We start from the raw sequence: 16,775 nt of genomic DNA, 5'->3' as shown, positions 1-16,775 counted from the left end.
ATGATTCGCACATGTCGACTACAAAATTGATTCGGCTTCTCGACATCACAACGTGGGTGGTGATCGCGGTTAGCCTTTCTCTGCTCGTCAGCGGCCTATTGGACAACTTCTGGGCGACGGCGTGCCTTATAGCGACGGCTGCTCCGTCAATTGCCAGTTGGGTGATCAAGGACAGGCTCAGTGGCGCGACCAATGGTGACGAGCCGCAGCAGCGCTAAAAACCTACCTGAAGGCGTCAGCGGCGGATGCACTGCTCGCTGTGTGGAGCATGGAATCGGCCGACTGTCAGTGCGCCTTAGCTATCCAGAAGATACTTTCGCGCCGTCGCAACCTTCATATACAGACGGAGATCGTCTCCGCCTGTGGATTTGAAGCCGTGGCGTGAGTACCAGCCAACCAGTCCGGGATTGTCAGCGTCGACCACAATGACCTGTCCGCCTCCCACTGAAGCGGCCTCAACGATCGTTTCCAATGCAACTCTGAGGAGTTGCCAGCCCCATCGCTTTTCAGAATCCCCGCGAAGAGAGCGGTCAAGGGCAAGCTTTGCCAGTAGCCAGGCGGGCGTGCTCCGCAGCAGATTCCGCTGAAGGGGCTTGGGCATATCGTCCCGGACCACCAGTGTCGGGCAAATGGCAAAGTATCCAACAACCTTTTGCTCGGTGGATATCTGGCTCTCAATGAAGAGGTAGACCATGCTGGCACCAGATTCCACTGATTTCGCTGCGTGCTCAGTGAGCCACAAGTTGCAGCTCTCCTCGCCACAGTCGAAGGCCCCCAGATCCATCCCGGGGGCCAACTTCACTATTGAATAACGGGGTTGCGTCATCGACGAATAAGCCGTGGAAGCTTGGACAGCGTCTCCAGTTCGGACGACTCGTCGGCCACGTCGAGAGAAGCCATCATGGCGTCGAAAATCTCCGGGGCCATGAGGGTGGTGTCCGCGCGTGCAACCACTCGTTCGGCGGCCTGCCTGGCAGCGTCAGTGACAAACGCCGTCTTGGAAACGTGCAGTAACTCCGCCGCCTCCGAGATCAACTGGTCTGTGGTCTCGTCGGTGCGTAGTTCCAATCGTCGGGTCTTGGTCATTGACATGGTCTCTACCTCCTCACTCGAGTGTACGGTATTTGTACGGCATCGGGTATGGCCTCATGCCCCCCATTGTTCCAACGCCCACCTCCACCGAATCAGTTCCTGCTCCAGCCGCATCCGATCCCCGACGCTTTTTGAGTCCCTCGATCAACACCGGATGGATAAATATTTCCCAGCACTAGCTATCTGCTCAGAACTCTGTAGACTTGACGGTGTTGTTGTGTTTGGCATTTGGTAGTTCAGGCAGTCCCCACGGTCCCTCTGGATCGTGACCTTCTGAAGTAACGGTGGAGAACACCCCACACCGGAGACCCGAAAGTCGGGAGCATCTCCACCTTCAGTAAGGACTGAAAAAATGGCTACAGGTACCGTGAAATGGTTCAACTCCGAAAAGGGCTTCGGCTTCATCTCTCCTGAAGATGGCAGCCAGGACGTTTTCGCTCACTACTCTGCGATCAACTCCTCGGGCTACCGCTCCCTCGAAGAGAACCAGAAGGTTTCCTTCGACGTCGAGCAGGGCCCCAAGGGTCCCCAGGCAGTAAACATCCAGGCTATCTAGTCTTCGGATAACAAAGAAGCAGGGCCGGTCATTGACCGGCCCTGCTTTTGTTTGCCCTCCTATTGGCGCTGGGCTAGACGAACTTCGACATCCGAGACCACACCGCCGTCGCGGCGAAAGCCACCAAGGCCAGGCCGGCAACCAACATCAGTACCCCGAGTTCGGTCCACACTGGAAAAGGCGTACGTGGGTTAAATCCGCCCCAGTAGCTGAAGATGCCTTCCGCCGCGGCTGTAAGGATGTTACGGGGATCGTAGGGGCCGGCGAACGGCAGCAGCAGGAGCAACGCTCCCGCAGTCAAGCAAGGTATCAGCATGGTCCTGGCAACGAGCCCAACAAAGAGCCCCACTAGGCCAAACAGGACGGCCACAGCGGAAGCGAATGCAATTTGGGCAACGGGGTTGCCTGCCTCGATGTCGTCCACGGCATAGACAAAGTTGTGGCTGTCGTTCTCCAGGAACAGTGACCTTAGGACCGGCGCCGCTCCCAAGCTCAGCCCGGCGGCGAGCACAACCGCCGCCACCGCAACCAACACGATTGTTGTCACCTTCGCGGCAACGTACTGTGCAGCGCCTTGAGCGACAATTCGATCCTTCAGGATCCGACGGCGGACATCGCCTACTGCTGTTGCGCATCCGTAGATGAAGAAGAGCAGGGGGATGACCAGGAAGGTGACCATCTCCAGCCCAGTGCCGATGGCATTAGTGCCCTCCAGGGCGCGGCTCGCGAAAAAGGCGGCCTCGTAGTCAAAACGGAGGGGGTTGTCGATGATCCGCTGACCGCCTTGGATGACGACGTTGTTGGGCTGTTCCATGGCCGCGGCCAAAGAGATGCCGTTGGCCAGTGCGTGCGACTCTGTGGTTTGAAGCCGCGTCAGGGCTGAGCTGGCATTGCTGATGCTCCCAGTAAAGGGGATTACCAACGACGCCAGCAGACCGCCGATGGGGAGGAGCAGTGCTTTGCTCCAGAACTGATATCGCAGTTCTGTTCTCAGGGAACGCAGATACTTGCTCATCGAAGTGACACCATGGCTTCCCTGTCTGGACGGACTTTTCCCCTCCGGATGGTGAATGTCGTAGAGGCAATGTCCTGATAGGACGCGGCGTCATGATCAGAAACGATGACGCACTTGCTGGCCTCAATCGACTCCAACGCGAGGCGCAGCGCACGCCTCCCATGATCATCCAGGCCTGAGCCTGGCTCGTCGAGCAGGATGCATGGCCGGCCACTTGCGAACGCCGCCGCCAGCGTGAGCTTCTTTCGCTGCCCCAGGGAGTATGAGGATGACCTCCGACTCAGCAGTTCCCGGGTGAGAAATGTCCGGATGATGGGATGGGTGGTGACCAGGCGGGGTGGGATATCCAGGAGGGCGCTGAGATTCTGCAGTCCAGTCAGGCGCTCATGGACGGCCGAGTCGTTGAAGGCCGCAGATACGTAGTCTCGAAGGTCGCTTTTGTACCAGCTAGCCTCACCCTTGAACCTGACCAGTCCTGCGAGGCACTTGAGCAGGGTGGTCTTGCCGCTTCCGTTCTCACCACGGATGAGGTGTAACCCCGTTGAAGGAATGGTGAGGTTGCCGTTATTGATGACCCTTTTGGGGCCGTAGCTCTTGGATAGGTTCGTGATGCGCAGCATTGATCCTCATTTGTCCCCCCACAATGAAAATGCCCGAGAATCACCGTTCGCGTTGATGGCTCCGGTGATTGAGCAACACTCTCGACCTGGGAGCAGCCCCTTGTCAAATGCGTTGGTGGCAACGGCCCCTTTCGAACACAAGCGCTCAGAGCGCCAGAGTCGAAGATGTGTACTAGAGGCTAAATCATGAATCGAATACATATCCACATAGCGAATTACACCCGTGTAACTCTCGCCCAGACCTCCGTAGCGTGGAAGGTAATCCACCTGCAGAGCTGAGGGAGCTTCCCATGGATCACCTGATTTCCGACCAGCCCCACCACCTAGACGGTCCCCGCCAGCACCTAGTTTTGCTCAAATCACCACCTAGATGGCCCCAAATCGGCCTGTGCAAGGCCGTTTTGCCACCTAGTCCCGATTTCTCGATCTAGCCTGCGAAGTGAGCCGCATGTCGGGCGTCCACGGAAACAGAAGGTCAGGTCGAGTGTTCGATTCAGAGGTTCAACGAATCCTCGATTTCGTTGCACGCGGCATAGGGGTGCGTGTTGTCGGCGCCACCGGAAGCGGCAAGACCGCCGTCGTCAAAAGCGTGATTGCCAACCTGGAGAAGACAGGTGTCTCCGTCCACTTCATCAGCGGTCTGCGCACGCACCGCAGTATCCCGTATTCGGCCATCAAGGGGCTGGGTTTGGACATGCGCCCGGGCCGAAGTGGTGTCTTCGACGTCGCGGACGTGTTCGCCAGCCAGCTGGCCACGCCGGGAAAGCACTTGATAGTAGCTGACGACATCCATCTGGTCGACAATGAATCCCTGGCAGTCCTGGAAGCCGTCCGCCGGCGATCCGACTGCCCAATGGTTGCCACCGCCCCGGAAACGTGGGCGTTCTCCAAAGGCCAACTCGCTGTCCTCAACCAAGGCCGCGAGGCTCACCTGCAGCTGGACCCCCTCCACTACGAGCAGGTCCACATGTTGATCGCCCAAGTGCTTGGTGCACCTGCGGATGCAGAGGCGACGGCCCGCATCCTCACCAAGTCCGCGGGAAATCCCCGGCTCATCGTACGGATAGCCGAAACGGCGTCGCTGAGTGAGCTGCTTGTCCTGAGGGACAAACAATGGCGCATGACCGGCAGCTCCCTCTGGAATGAACACCTCCGGGGAACCCTTGAAGCGCTGCTGGCTGAGGTCACCACCGAGGAGTTCACCGCACTCCACATCATGGCAATACTGGGCACGGCGCGCATCGACATCCTGCAGAAGGTCATCACCCCCGAGATCCTGGAGAATCTCGAGCGCCGCGGATTTCTCTCCGTCATGACCGACCACCACAGCGGCTCCATCGCCGCAATCAGTCCGCCGGTCATCGCCGACCATTTCCGTGGGCAGGAGATGCTCCGCGACCGACACCTGTTGCGCAGCAAAATCGCGGGGATGCTTGAGACCGCTCCGCAAACGGCCACCGAAAACTCTTCAACACCTGATTGCCTCGCCCAACTTCTCGCCGAACTCCGGCTGGAAAAGGGCGACGACGACGCAGTGACCGCCCGTCACTTCCATGACCACAACGCAGCCCGCGAACGCACGCGGTTCGAACGATGGGAAGGAAACAAGACAGCCGCCAACGCGGTGGCGCTCCTCCGTACGTATTGGGGTGCCCCCGTGAACATTCAACGCGCCGCTCGCGTCTGCGCAGAAACAACAACCGCCGACGCCGAAACAACAGACCTGCTGTTTCTCACGATTACCAAGGCGATGCTCGCTATTCAGACCGGCCAGGGGCCAAGCGCCGCCGTCGAAATTCTCCAGGCTTTATCTGCGGCCCAGCCCAAGTACGAAGCGGAAGTCGCAGATGCCGTTCTCTTTCTCAGCGCATCCCATGGTCGCATTCAACCCACAGAGCCCCCACTGGAAGGTGCCGATGCGCGCGGGGGTATGCGAAACCTGGTGTGCGGGTTGCTGGAGCTATACCGCCTGCAGCCGGAAGCTGCCCTCGAGGCAGTCGAGGGTGAGGGGGACGAGGACGCCTTCCCGCACCTCCGCCCCTTCATCCGGGGTTTCGCGATGTTCGCCGCCGGCCGGGTGGATGAATCACTCGTTTTCGCCCTGGATTGGCGTGCCGAGGCCCGCAAGAACCTGGATCAGTTCGGCGTTGTCACCAGCAGCTACATCGCTGCCCACGGACTGTTGTACCGAGGAAATTTTGAAGAGGCCGAGTACCTTATGAGCAGCGTCTTTGCCATGGGCCGGCCGGGGTTTGTCGTCGATTCCTTGTACGATGCCATGCTGCGCCTTGCGGGGCTAAGGCACGCAACCAACGTGGTCTCGCCGGCTTTCTCCATAGCTGCCCAAGCACGGGATGACGTGCACGACGTTGGACCCCTTCCCGGTATAGGTAAGGGCGCCTACGAACTCATCGCCCACAGCAGCGCCCAGCCGGCAACGTTCGACCGCAAGGCAGCCAAGCTCGTCAAACGACAATTGAAGAGCGGCTACGTTCTCGAAGCCATGATGACGGCTTTGCTGTGCACCTGTTTGTGCCCAGGCAGGCCGGTACTGGGCCTGCTGCAGAAGATCCTTAGGGAGAGTGGCATATCCGTTCACAACAACTTCCTGGCCATTGCCGCCGCAGTAGTTGAGGGAGACCACCAGCTACTGGGACTCCTCCTCAAACACTACGAACCAGATACCGACACCTACCAAATCGGTATGCTGCTCCGCGGCGCCCTCAAACGCCACGTCGTGGAAGGCGACGGTGTTGCGGCGGACGCTCTTGCGCAGGCCTCTTGGATGTTCGCCGTCCGATTCCCGTCGGCCAATGAACAACTGTCCTTCAACGCCTTCAGGACTACGCCCCTGACTGAAAGGGAGATCGAGGTGGCTGTGCTGGCGGGACACCGCTCGAATGTAGAGATTGGCGAACACCTGGGCATCAGCGCCAGGACCGTCGAAAACCACATTTCCAACGCACTGAGGAAAACCGGTGCAACGTCGCGCAACAGTCTCTTCATGCTCGTGGGGAATTCACTTCCACCACGCTGACCCGGGATACGCTCGAAGCATCTCCTGATCACCGCCCTTTCGGGCCGTCATCAGCTTCCCAACGCGTAAAGGGTTCCTGTGAGCAATTCTCCGGCCTTGGCCCGCAGGCTCGGCACCTTCGATGCCTCGCTCATTGGCCTCGGATCCATGATTGGCGCCGGCGTTTTCGCTGCCTTCACTCCAGCCGCGGCGGCTGCAGGTTCGGGGTTGCTAGTGGGCCTGGTGGTGGCGGCGTTCGTGGCCTTCTGCAACGCCACGTCGTCGGCTCAACTCGCCGCCGCCTACCCGACATCCGGTGGCACCTACGTCTACGGCCGTGAACGGCTTGGACCCTGGTACGGATTCCTGGCCGGGTGGGGATTCGTTATCGGCAAGACAGCCAGCGCCGCCGCGATGGCTATGACGTTCGCTGCCTATGCCGCACCTCAAGGCTGGGAACGCCCGGTGGCGATTGCCGCCGTCGTACTTTTGACTGCTGTGAACTATCACGGCGTAACCCGGACGGCGGGCCTGACCCGAATTCTGGTGGTTGCTGTGCTGACTGCGCTTGTCATAGCAGTAACTGCCGTGTGGGGTGGATCCGGTCCGGACTTCAGCAACCTGATGGGGGAGGGGCTGCTGGCTCACGGCTGGTACGGGATTCTTCAGTCGGCCGGGCTGCTGTTCTTCGCGTTCGCCGGATACGCGCGGATTGCAACGATGGGCGAGGAAGTCCGGGAACCTCGCCGAACCATTCCGAGGGCCATCGGCATCGCTCTCGGCATTACGATCCTGATTTACGCAGTCATCGCTGGCACCCTTCTCGCGGCACTTGGCCCCGACGGTATCGCGGAGAGTACGACGCCGCTCGCCGCCGCCGTCGACAAGGGAACCTTTGCGTGGGCTGCTCCTGTGGTTCGCGTCGGAGCCGCGATCGCTTCGCTGGGAGCCCTGCTGGCTCTGATAGCCGGGCTCGGCAGGACAAGCCTGGCGATGGCGCGAGAGCACGACCTGCCGCACGCACTCGCCGCTGTGCACCCGAAGTACAAAGTGCCGCACCGTGCTGAGATGACGCTTGCGGTGGTCATTTGCGTGATCGTTGCGGTGGCGGACCTGCGCGGTGCCATCGGCTTCTCCTCGTTCGGTGTGCTGCTCTACTACTTGGTGGCCAACGTCGCTGCGTTCACGCAGCCGGCCGAGGACCGCCGGTACCCCAAGGCCCTGCAAGTGGTTGGTGCGCTCGCGTGCGTGCTGCTTGTGGCAACGCTGCCGCCCCTGTCCGTCGGGCTGGGTGTGCTGATGTTTGGCGTTGGCACCGTATTCCGCCTTGTGCGCTTGCGGCGGCATTCGGTCGGCTAACGTGTGCGGCTGGGCGCGACCCCACCAGGGGGTAGGCAGGTGGGGCCGCGCCGTAGTGCCTCCTACGCCAGGAGCGGGTGGGGCTCCCGCCGGACACCGGGATTCCCGCCCCGGAGGCACAAGAAGAGACTATGGCCGGGTTTCGGCACTAGGTGTTCGGATCCGGCCACTAGGTGCTGCACACCCATGAAATAGGGGGCGCGAAAGGCGAAGATGAGTGGTGGGCGGCAGCGTCTAGGTGGTGGCCCGCCGTCGAGCGTTCTTGCGTTCCACCGACTCCATGTACGTGATTATGCTTCCAATCGTCAAAGTCAGAGAGCAGATCACGGCGATCATTGTGGAGGTTTCCTGAAACGGCACCACCAGCAGCGGGCTGAGCATCATGGCGTTTCCGAACCCCGACGCGGCAAAGACGCCCGCTTTGAGCAGGAGGCATCTGAGCGGGTCAGCAATCAGTAGGGTTACCGGCGCCACGACACCCAGTGCCATAGTCAGGACGACGGCGGTGGTCCTCAGATCTACGGGATCGAGTACTTTCAAGCTTTCAGGAGGCGGGGCCGTCCCAAGCAGGGTGGCTGACACCGCAGAACACACGGCCACAACGCATGTGATGATGCGAAGGGCCGCTGGGTAGAAGTGCGTGATCACTGGCAAGTCCTCGTTCTGGTTGGTTCACCCCGTATACAGAGGTAGTGCGCGGAACTGGGCAGCTGTGACGCGGGCATTCGGCCTGCACTGGCAGAATTGCCGATATGGAGTCACCCACCACCGTTCCCGCCGTCGAAGTGCGCATTTCCATCAGTGAGACAGAGCCGCTGATCTGGCGGCAGCTCGTCATTCCGGAGAGTGCCACTGTTGCCGAGCTGCACGGCGCCATCCAGTGCGCCTTCGGGTGGAAGAACTCGCATTTGTACGCTGTCGCCGGCCAAGACAGGTCAGGCAAGAAGCGCATCTTCATGGACGTCGACGACGGCGATGGTCCCGAGGGTGCCGAAAGCCCAGCTGCCGTTCGGCTGCTGGAGTTGTTCGACGCTCAGACGCCAGGTCTTTCAGACCTCCTCTACGAGTACGACTTCGGTGACAACTGGACGCACGAGATCGAGGTTGTGGGTCCCGCTGAGCTGCATGAGAACACCATCGCCTGCCTCGACGGAGCGATGAGGGGACCCATTGAGGACTCTGGGGGAGTGGGTGGGTACGCCAACGTGGTGGCTGTGGTGAGTAACCGCAGGCACCCTGAGCACAGGGAAGCAATTGAATGGCTTGAGTTCGTGACGCAGGAACACGTCTCCAAGTTCGACCCGGCCGCCTTTGATCTAGTGGCAATAAACGGGCAGCTCCGCAGCTTGGCGCAGCGATTCTGGCCAGGTGAGGTGACGGTTGCGGACTACGAAGCCGTCCTGGGGCCGATCCTGTGGTTCCTTAAGGAGGCCCAGCAGGACGGACTACCTTTGACCTCTGCCGGCTACTTGAAGCCCGCCTTCGTGAAGCGGGCCATGACCGAGCTTGGCTGGGACGATGAATGGATTTCGGCGGGACGGGTGGAGGTGAGCACGCAGCCAATCCTGAATCTTCGGGAACAGTTGCAGGAGTGGAAACTTTTGCGGAAGCTCAAGGACAGGCTGCTCTTGACGCCCAGAGGACGGAAACTGGCCGGGGACCCCGAAGCCCTGTGGGATTTCCTGGCAAATGAGTTGGCGAATCCAGACAGCGACGCGGAGCGCATCGCAACGCCGCTGTTCATCCATTGGGAACTAACAGGGGACCAGCCACCCTACGGGCTAAGGGATCAGGTGATCCAGGCAGCGCTTCACCAAGATGGGTTGAGAACCAGAACGGGCGGTGAGATTCCCCTGTCTTGGGCGAGCGACCTCTACTACGAGGTCACTGGGAGCCTGCACAGGCTCGAGTTGTGGGAAGGCCCCAGTTGGGGTCGACTCGACGAGAAGTTGTCCGACTCTGGCATCAAGTTCCTCTTGGACGTTCAGAGCCGCATGGACTGACCACGGTCTCCAGGATGTTGCCACGCCAGGTGTCGAGAGCAGCGCGGTCACTCTCGGGGAGGTCAGCTGCCTCGATGAAGCTACATAGGTCGAACCCGGCCAGAGCCGTCCGGAAGGCTCCTTCGGTAGTGGTGCCATGGCGCTCGCAGAGTTCGTTGAGCAAGGGTTCGGCGTTGTTTCTGTTGCTGCTGGCCGCTCGGAGGTCGCCCAGCCTGACGGTTTCAAGGTAGTCACCAACGATTTGCTCGGAACTGGTGTTCACGGCCGAAAGCAGAATCATGGCGATCATGCCGGTCCTGTCCCGGCCACCCATGCAATGAAAAAGGACGCCACCCGGCGGAGCATTGACGATGGAGGAGATGGCAGCTCCGGCTCGTTCGGGCATCTCAATGAGGTGGGGCAGGAAGTACAGCGCGGTGCCGACCAAACCGTTGTCCCAGTAGCCGGCCCAAAACTCCGTGTTCTCAAGTCCGTCAAGGTCCACGTTGATGGTTGTCAGCCAGGCTGGACGTTCTTGGGTATCCCCTTCACGTTCCTGCGGTTGGCGAAGATCGACGACAGTACGAATCCCCGCCTCGTACACTTGCTCCCACCCGGCGGGGCTGATCCGGTCCACGTTGTCGCTCCGGAAAAACACGCCACGCGGCGTCCGGGTTCCGTCGGCACGCTCCAAACCGCCGAGATCGCGGCCGTTGGTCAGACCATCAACCCGGAGGGCACGGTCCTTCCTCCCAGACTCTTCCATGCCCCAAGTAAAGCAAAGAGGGCTTACGCCCGCGCATGCTTTCACCCATTCAACTCCCTGATGTCGGAAGCGGCGTCAGGGGCGACCGTTGTTCCCCGGCCACGGTCGCCCCGAACGGCTACTACTTCTCGCAGCCGACTCCGTCACCGTTGCCGTCGAGTTGATAGATGTCGGTCCCAACGACCGTCACAGGACCCCTCACATATGCTGGGCCGTTACCTTTCCCACTCGCGCAATCAACATCGGACGCAATTGGCACGCAGTCACCCGTGTAGTTCGGATCGCAATTGCTCTGTGCCTGAGGCGCAGCCGGAACAGCTTTGGGAACTAACGCGGCAGCCGCGGCGTCCGCAGCTGCTTTGTCAGCGGCGGCCTTGTCGGCCGCGGCTTGAGCCGCCGCTGCCTGATCGGCTGCAGCTTTGTCAGCAGCTGCCTTATCCGCGGCTGCTTTGTCCGCAGCCGCCTTTTCAGCTGCAGCCTTCGCAGCCGCTTCCGCAGCTCGATCATCGGACAGTTTCTTTGCGGTGGCTGAGTCCAACCACGTTAATTTGCCAGCACGGTCAACTACGCATACGTACGTTTCTCCGGAAGAAGTTTGAGTCGCCTTCTCACTTTTACAGGCCGTCCCAGCGACCTTGCTGGGTGTAGGCGACGGTATCGCAGAAGGTGTTGCCGTTGTGCTGTTCACCGAGTTGGCGTTTGTCGTCGCCCCCTGACCGCAGGCTGTGGTCATAGCCAGCAGCGACGTGATCGCAACCAGTCCCAAAGTCTTCCTGCGTTGAGCCCAGGAAGACTTGCCTGGCAAATGCCGGTTTTTGGCCGTGCGATTAGAACCCTTTTTCACTTATTGCCCCCTTGTAGATGCGCCGATGCGATGGCGCGTCCCGTGACCATAACATTCGGCGGAATGGCAAGGGGAGGGAAAGTTATCTATGACTTAGCGTGCCGCTCACATTACAGGCGGCACGCCAAGACCTACGGGCTTACGCCCGCGCATGCTTCCGTCGAGCGCTAAGGTTCGCGTCCCCGCGCTCCTCAGCCACAACCGAAGCCCCCGTCCCCAACCCGCGGACCGTCCACCCCGCACTCCGCCAGGCCTCAGCGTCCAGGACGTTTCGAGCGTCCAGCACCATCCGGCGTCGTACGAGTGACCCAACAACCGACGGCGACAGCGAAACGTATTCATCCCACTCAGTCAGCAGCAGCACCAGTTCGGCGCCTTCGAGGGCGCGCTTGGTGGAGGCTTCGAAGCGGATTTGTGGGTAGCGGATCCAGGCGTTGTTGATGGCTTTGGGGTCGGTGACGGTGACGTGTGCGCCGGCCGCAGCGAGTTGCTGGGCGACGTCCAGGGCGGGGGAGTCGCGGATGTCGTCGGTGTCGGGCTTGAACGCGGCGCCGAGGATGGTCACCGTGCGGCCGGACAGGAAGCCGCGGCACATCTCGCGGGCGACCTCCACCGCGCGGGAACGCTGGTCCAGGTTCACCGAATCAACCAGGGCCATCCACTCATCCACGGACGGCACCGACAGTTCGCGTGCCTGCGCACGGAACGACCGGATGTCCTTGGGCAGGCAGCCGCCGCCGAAGCCGAGTCCGGCGTGCAGGTACCGGTTGCCGATGCGCGGATCCAGGCCCATCGCCTCGCTGAGCTCGCTCACATCGGCGCCCGACGCGTCGCACAGCTCAGCCATTGCGTTGATGAAGCTGACCTTCGTGGCCAGGAACGCGTTCGACGCCGACTTGATCAGTTCCGCCGTCGCGAAATTGCAGACCAGGCGCGGGATGCCGGCGCAGATCAGCGGCTCGTACACGGCATCCAGCACAGCGGTGACCGGGGCGCCGGCGGCTCCCTTGCCGCCGGGGACGCCGTAAACCAGACGGTCGGGAACCAGCGAATCCTTCACCGCAGTGCCCTGGCGCAGGAACTCGGGGTTCCAGCCGAGCAGCACGTCCGAGCGCCGGGCCAGGATCGCGCGGAGCGCTTCAACCGTGCCAACTGGCACCGTCGATTTACCGACGACGGCGGCGCCCTTGGCCAGGTGCGGCAGGAGGCTCTTCGTGGCGCCCATCAGGTAGGAGAGGTCCGCGGTGTCAGAGGTCTTGGACTGCGGGGTGCCCACGCAGAGGAAGTGCACCTGCGCATCGGCGGCGGCGGAGAAATCGGTGGTGAACTCTAGGCGGCCAGTGGTGCGACCGTCCTTGAGGAGCTCATCCAGGCCGGGTTCGTGGAACGGTGCCATCGCCTTGTTGAGCTGCTCAACCTTGGAGGAATCGACGTCGATACCCACCACGGTGTGGCCCATCGAAGCGAGCGTTGCGGCATGGACTGCGCCGAGGTAGCCGCAGCCGATCACGGAGATCTTCATGAGGAGGGTCCTTTGCTTGAGGTAAGTTCGGTGGGGCCGGTTCCTTCGGGAACACCTGAGATGACTTCGTCGTAGTGGCGCACCAGGTCGGCGCTGAGCACAGGCCATGTCCGGCCTTGGACCGAGGCGGTTGCTGCTGTTGCGAACGCGCGGCGCTTGGCGTCGTCGCCGATCAGGTCCTGCGCGTAACTGCGCAGCTGGGCGAGGTTTCCCGGCTCGTACAGCCAGCCAGTCCGCGAGTTTTCGACGAGGTCCAAGGGCCCGCCGCGGCCGGTCGCCACCACGGGAACGCCCGAGGCCATGGCTTCCTGGATGGTCTGGCAGAAGGTTTCGAACTCGCCGGGATGGACAAAAAGGTCAAAGCCCGCCACCGCCTCAGCCAGTGCATCACCGCCGAGGAAGCCTGTAAATACAGCGTCAGGCAGCTGCGCTTCAAGGGCCGCGCGTTGCGGGCCATCACCCACAATCACCAGCTTGGTGTTCGGCAGATCAGCCAGCACGGCGAGGTCCTCAACCTGCTTTTCGACGGCGAGCCGGCCGACGTAGCCGATGATGCGGTGACCGTCGGGCGTTACTGAGCTGCGCCACGCCGTCGAACGTTTGGCGGGGTTGAAACGCGCGGTATCCACACCGCGACGCCACATGTCCACGCGCAGGATGCCGCGTCCGCGCAACTGGTTCAGCGCGAACGTGGATGGCACAAGGGTTCGGGTGGCCAGGAGGTGGATGTTGTCCACGCGGTTCCAGGCCCAGTTCTCCAGGAACGGCACGCCATAGCGGGCGGCGTAGCTGGGAACCTCGGTTTGGTAGATCGCCACAGTCGGGATGCCGAGCTGATGGGCGGCCTGCACGGCGCGCCAACCGAGGACGAAAGGGGAGGCGAGGTGAACGACGTCGGGGGAGAAATCGGCAAGGATTCGCTTGACCCGATTCACACCACCCAACGCAACCCGCACATTCGTGTAACCGGCCAGCGGCACCGAAGGAAGCCGGTGCACATACGCACCCTTCTCGACGCTCGAAACATCAGTGTCCGACGTCGACGGCGCGATCACCATCACCTCATCCCCGCGCTCCTGCAGATGCTCCAGCACCCGCAGTATCGAGTGGGTTACCCCATTCATCAATGGCAGGAATGATTCGGCGACGATTGCGATCCTCACGCCTTCAACGGTGGCTGGGGCGGTTGGCTGCGCGGGTTCACTATGGTGGCCTGTGGAGGAAGAGTTGGTTAACAGGTGGTTCTCTGATTTGTCTGAGGGCGCGCGTAGACTTCCGGTATCCGACGCGCTGGGGCGTCATGACTTCTGGGGGTCTTGCCATGTTTGCTGCTGGGGATGGTTCGCGCGCGCTTGGGGGAGTAAACGTACGACGACGGCGCCGGGCAGCGGCGGGTACAGTCGCCGTCGGGTTGGGGCTGGCGCTGTTGTCTGGAGCCTTTGCTTCGCCCGCCATGGCTGATGTCGTGACGAATACTGTTTCAGTGGGAGATAACCCCACCGGCATTGCGGTCAATCCCGTCACCAACAAGGCGTACGTGGCCTCGTTCGAGGGTGTTTCGGTCATCAACGGAACGTCCGACGGGGGCCTCCTGTACTCCGGAGACATGCCCGTTGACGTTGCCGTGAACCCGGCGACCAACAAGATTTACGTCAGCGAGATTGGCGGCTCCGTTGCTGTTGTTAATGGGGTCTCTGGTGCTGTGACGTGGATTCCCGTGGGGTCATCGCCCGGCGTCATCGCAGTGAACTCCGCTACCAACAAGATTTACGTCGGTGTGAGTACTGGGATGACCATCATCAATGGGGCAACGAACACCACCACGTCCGTGCCGCTCGCCGGGGGCGCCCAGGACATTGTGGTGAACCAGGCCACCGGCAAGGTGTACGTAAAATCCTCCGGGACCATCCGGGTAGTGGACGCAGGCGGCATCGTTACCTCCAGCATCATCATCGGAGCCGGCGGCATTCTTGACGTCGCAGTGAATGAGACAACCAATAAGATCTACTTCACAACACTTGGCAGGTACGGTGCGGGCGTGAGCGTGATTGACGGAATCACCGATACCGTCACCGGAACCATTCCTTCGGCGAACAACGTGGGCAAACTTGCTGTGAACCCGGCCACCAACAAGATCTACGTGGCCGGGGACAGCCCCTCCATCGATGGTTTCATTCAGGTGATTGACGGTTCCTCCCAGACACAGGTCGCCGAGCTAAGGACCGCCACCAGGATCATGGACGTCGTGGTAAACCCGGCGTCGAACAAAATCTACGCACCGCTGTCCGGCAGGGGAGTCGCCATAGTTGATGGCGCGGACAACACCTTCTCAGCCGTCTTTACGGGGCAAGATCCGGTTGACGCTGCGGTGAACCCCTCCACCGGAACCGTCTACGTGGCCAACACCGGCAGTGACTCCGTATCAGTGATTGACGGCACCGTTCCCGCGCCGGTCAAGAACGACTTCAACGGCGACGGATCGGCCGATGTTCTGGCTCGCGACGGCTCCGGAGTCCTGTGGCTGTACCCCGGCAACGGCTCCGGTGGCTGGTTGTCCCGGGTCCAGGTCGGGCCGGGTTGGAACGTTATGACGGCCCTGGTATCGCCGGGTGACTTCAACGGTGACGGCACATCCGACGTGCTGGCCCGCGACGGCGCGGGGCTGCTGTGGCTTTACCCGGGGAACGGCGCGGGCGGGTTCCTTTCGCGAGTGCTCGTTGGCACGGGGTGGGAGGGCATGAGCGCTATCGAAGCGATCGACTTCCACGGCGATGGACGCGCGGACGTTGTGGCCCGCGACCGCGGCGGTGCTCTCTGGGTTTACCGAGGCGACGGAACGGGTGGATGGTTGCCGCGGATGTGGGCCGGGTCCGGGTGGACCGGAATGTCCGAGATCACCGGAGCGGGTGACTTCAACGGCGACGGCCTAACCGACCTGGTGGCCCGCGACGGGTCCGGCGCGCTGTGGCTGTACCCGCCCAACGGATACGGCAGCTGGCTTGCGCGGCAGACCGTTGGCCAAGGGTGGAATGTGATGGACTCCCTGGTTGGGCCCGGTGACTTCGACGGCGACGGACGGGCAGACATCCTGGCCCGCAACGCTGCCGGCGAGCTGTGGCTGTACTCCGGTACCGGGGGAACTGCTTGGCCCTCGGCTCAGCGCGTGGGCACGGGCTGGGGCGGGATGACGGCGATTCTTTGAGATTGTTACGCGTGTACTTGGTGCGCCGCCTATAAAAAGGCGGCGCACTGTTACCTTTTGACCGAGCGAGGCCTTCGGATGTTTGGCACTCAGGCCCTTTCGAGACTTTTTGGCCTCGCTTCAAAAAGGGGACATTTTGAAGAAACTATTTGCACTATTAGTGCTCACTGGCATTGCTTTAACGGGCTGCAGCAAAGCAACCTCTGCGCAGTCTGGGGCGAGCACCACAGCTGTTGCTGAGCAGACGATCACGGTGCCCGACGTTGGCGGACTCACCCTCGACAAAGCCACTGATCAGCTCAAAGACCTCGGACTCAAGGTAGATGCTGAGGACATAAATGACGGCAAGACAATCCTGTCCAAGAAGAACTGGCAGGTTGTCAGTCAGGATCCGCTGCCGGCCGTTCAGGTTGCGAAAGACTCCAAGGTAAAGCTTGGGGTGCGCCACCTTACGGACGAAACAGCGACACCTACTCCCACACCGACGCCAACTCCGATTCAGGAACCGATCAAGCTGGTCGCTCCGCCCGTTGTTGCAACGCCGGCTGTCGTCGTGCCGCCTCCGGCAGTAGTCGAGGCTCCGCCGGTGGTTCCAGTTGTGCCCGCTCAGCCTCCCGTTGTCCAAGCACCGCCGGCAGCGCCAGCGACCACCTATTACAAGAACTGCACGGCAGTTCGTGCCGCCGGTGCTGCTCCTATTCGTGTCGGCCAACCCGGCTACGGGTCACACCTCGACAAAGACGGCGACGGCGTGGGCTGCGAAAAGTAGGAAGTACCTCGACTTAATCATGAAAGTGGCCT

Annotated in this window: 16 protein-coding genes; 7 read left to right on the top strand and 9 right to left on the bottom strand. The window is 61.4% G+C overall.

What is annotated here, in order from left to right:
- Positions 1 to 11: 11 nt before the first annotated feature.
- Entirely contained in the window at positions 12 to 218 is a 207-nt protein-coding gene (locus ACSSVG_RS04040; protein ID WP_492417435.1) for a hypothetical protein, read from the top strand.
- A 77-nt stretch (positions 219 to 295) separates the two neighbouring features.
- On the opposite strand, the gene ACSSVG_RS04035 is transcribed toward ACSSVG_RS04040, so the two are convergent.
- Positions 296 to 742, bottom strand: a complete 447-nt coding sequence (locus tag ACSSVG_RS04035) for a GNAT family N-acetyltransferase (protein WP_492417433.1) — start codon at positions 740 to 742, stop codon at positions 296 to 298.
- 80 nt (positions 743 to 822) lie between these two features.
- Positions 823 to 1,092: a type II toxin-antitoxin system TacA family antitoxin gene (locus tag ACSSVG_RS04030; protein ID WP_231341492.1), complete on the bottom strand. Its 270-nt coding sequence runs from the start codon at positions 1,090 to 1,092 to the stop codon at positions 823 to 825.
- A gap of 352 nt (positions 1,093 to 1,444) precedes the next feature.
- On the opposite strand from ACSSVG_RS04030, the gene cspE reads away from it, so the two are divergent.
- A complete protein-coding gene (gene cspE / locus ACSSVG_RS04025; RefSeq protein WP_011773907.1) occupies positions 1,445 to 1,648 on the top strand; it encodes a transcription antiterminator/RNA stability regulator CspE in 204 nt (67 codons plus the stop codon).
- A 73-nt stretch (positions 1,649 to 1,721) separates the two neighbouring features.
- Here cspE and ACSSVG_RS04020 read toward each other — a convergent pair whose 3' ends face one another.
- On the bottom strand, positions 1,722 to 2,663 hold the full coding sequence (locus tag ACSSVG_RS04020; protein ID WP_492417431.1) for a hypothetical protein: 942 nt from the start codon (positions 2,661 to 2,663) through the stop codon (positions 1,722 to 1,724).
- Entirely contained in the window at positions 2,660 to 3,283 is a 624-nt protein-coding gene (locus ACSSVG_RS04015; protein ID WP_492417429.1) for an ABC transporter ATP-binding protein, read from the bottom strand. The genes ACSSVG_RS04020 and ACSSVG_RS04015 overlap by 4 nt, the downstream gene beginning before the upstream one ends.
- A gap of 484 nt (positions 3,284 to 3,767) precedes the next feature.
- Here ACSSVG_RS04015 and ACSSVG_RS04010 point away from each other — a divergent pair, with 484 nt between their 5' ends.
- Both ACSSVG_RS04010 and ACSSVG_RS04005 read left to right on the top strand, forming a co-directional pair.
- Entirely contained in the window at positions 3,768 to 6,320 is a 2,553-nt protein-coding gene (locus tag ACSSVG_RS04010) for a helix-turn-helix transcriptional regulator (protein WP_492417427.1), read from the top strand.
- A gap of 78 nt (positions 6,321 to 6,398) precedes the next feature.
- On the top strand, positions 6,399 to 7,658 hold the full coding sequence (locus ACSSVG_RS04005; protein ID WP_492417425.1) for an APC family permease: 1,260 nt from the start codon (positions 6,399 to 6,401) through the stop codon (positions 7,656 to 7,658).
- 234 nt (positions 7,659 to 7,892) lie between these two features.
- Here ACSSVG_RS04005 and ACSSVG_RS04000 read toward each other — a convergent pair whose 3' ends face one another.
- The gene (locus tag ACSSVG_RS04000; RefSeq protein WP_231341497.1) at positions 7,893 to 8,306 is read right to left on the bottom strand and encodes a hypothetical protein; all 414 of its coding nucleotides are present in this window, start codon (positions 8,304 to 8,306) and stop codon (positions 7,893 to 7,895) included.
- Between the two features lie 104 nt (positions 8,307 to 8,410).
- On the opposite strand from ACSSVG_RS04000, the gene ACSSVG_RS03995 reads away from it, so the two are divergent.
- On the top strand, positions 8,411 to 9,661 hold the full coding sequence (locus ACSSVG_RS03995; protein ID WP_492417423.1) for a plasmid pRiA4b ORF-3 family protein: 1,251 nt from the start codon (positions 8,411 to 8,413) through the stop codon (positions 9,659 to 9,661).
- Here the strand turns inward: ACSSVG_RS03995 and ACSSVG_RS03990 are convergent.
- From ACSSVG_RS03990 to ACSSVG_RS03975, 4 genes are all read right to left on the bottom strand, one after another.
- Positions 9,624 to 10,406, bottom strand: coding sequence for a tyrosine-protein phosphatase (locus ACSSVG_RS03990; RefSeq protein ID WP_492417421.1), 783 nt, complete (start codon positions 10,404 to 10,406; stop codon positions 9,624 to 9,626). The two genes, ACSSVG_RS03995 and ACSSVG_RS03990, sit on opposite strands and share 38 nt — an antisense overlap.
- A gap of 121 nt (positions 10,407 to 10,527) precedes the next feature.
- Positions 10,528 to 10,944, bottom strand: a complete 417-nt coding sequence (locus ACSSVG_RS03985) for a hypothetical protein (protein WP_492417419.1) — start codon at positions 10,942 to 10,944, stop codon at positions 10,528 to 10,530.
- A gap of 445 nt (positions 10,945 to 11,389) precedes the next feature.
- Positions 11,390 to 12,772, bottom strand: coding sequence for a UDP-glucose dehydrogenase family protein (locus tag ACSSVG_RS03980; RefSeq protein ID WP_492417417.1), 1,383 nt, complete (start codon positions 12,770 to 12,772; stop codon positions 11,390 to 11,392).
- Positions 12,769 to 13,935, bottom strand: coding sequence for a glycosyltransferase family 4 protein (locus ACSSVG_RS03975; RefSeq protein WP_492417415.1), 1,167 nt, complete (start codon positions 13,933 to 13,935; stop codon positions 12,769 to 12,771). The genes ACSSVG_RS03980 and ACSSVG_RS03975 overlap by 4 nt, the downstream gene beginning before the upstream one ends.
- A gap of 302 nt (positions 13,936 to 14,237) precedes the next feature.
- On the opposite strand from ACSSVG_RS03975, the gene ACSSVG_RS03970 reads away from it, so the two are divergent.
- Positions 14,238 to 15,974 carry an FG-GAP-like repeat-containing protein gene (locus tag ACSSVG_RS03970; RefSeq protein ID WP_492417413.1) on the top strand — a complete coding sequence of 579 codons (1,737 nt, stop codon included), beginning with the start codon at positions 14,238 to 14,240 and terminating at the stop codon, positions 15,972 to 15,974.
- A gap of 136 nt (positions 15,975 to 16,110) precedes the next feature.
- Entirely contained in the window at positions 16,111 to 16,743 is a 633-nt protein-coding gene (locus ACSSVG_RS03965; RefSeq protein ID WP_253467083.1) for an excalibur calcium-binding domain-containing protein, read from the top strand.
- Positions 16,744 to 16,775 lie beyond the last annotated feature (32 nt).

Source organism: Paenarthrobacter sp. E2MeOHC11 (genome assembly GCF_058744955.1).
Note: the sequence above shows the minus strand (reverse complement) of the source record. Positions and strands in the feature narration are given on the sequence as shown.

Bases quoted from the DNA above. Each gene is read 5' to 3' on its own strand.
- ACSSVG_RS04040 (WP_492417435.1), top strand. From the start codon at position 12: ATGTCGACTACAAAATTGATTCGGCTTCTCGACATCACAACGTGGGTG.
- ACSSVG_RS04030 (WP_231341492.1), bottom strand. From the start codon at position 1,092: ATGTCAATGACCAAGACCCGACGATTGGAACTACGCACCGACGAGACC.
- cspE (WP_011773907.1), top strand. From the start codon at position 1,445: ATGGCTACAGGTACCGTGAAATGGTTCAACTCCGAAAAGGGCTTCGGC.
- ACSSVG_RS04020 (WP_492417431.1), bottom strand. From the start codon at position 2,663: ATGAGCAAGTATCTGCGTTCCCTGAGAACAGAACTGCGATATCAGTTC.
- ACSSVG_RS04015 (WP_492417429.1), bottom strand. From the start codon at position 3,283: ATGCTGCGCATCACGAACCTATCCAAGAGCTACGGCCCCAAAAGGGTC.
- ACSSVG_RS03995 (WP_492417423.1), top strand. From the start codon at position 8,411: ATGGAGTCACCCACCACCGTTCCCGCCGTCGAAGTGCGCATTTCCATC.
- ACSSVG_RS03990 (WP_492417421.1), bottom strand. From the start codon at position 10,406: ATGGAAGAGTCTGGGAGGAAGGACCGTGCCCTCCGGGTTGATGGTCTG.
- ACSSVG_RS03980 (WP_492417417.1), bottom strand. From the start codon at position 12,772: ATGAAGATCTCCGTGATCGGCTGCGGCTACCTCGGCGCAGTCCATGCC.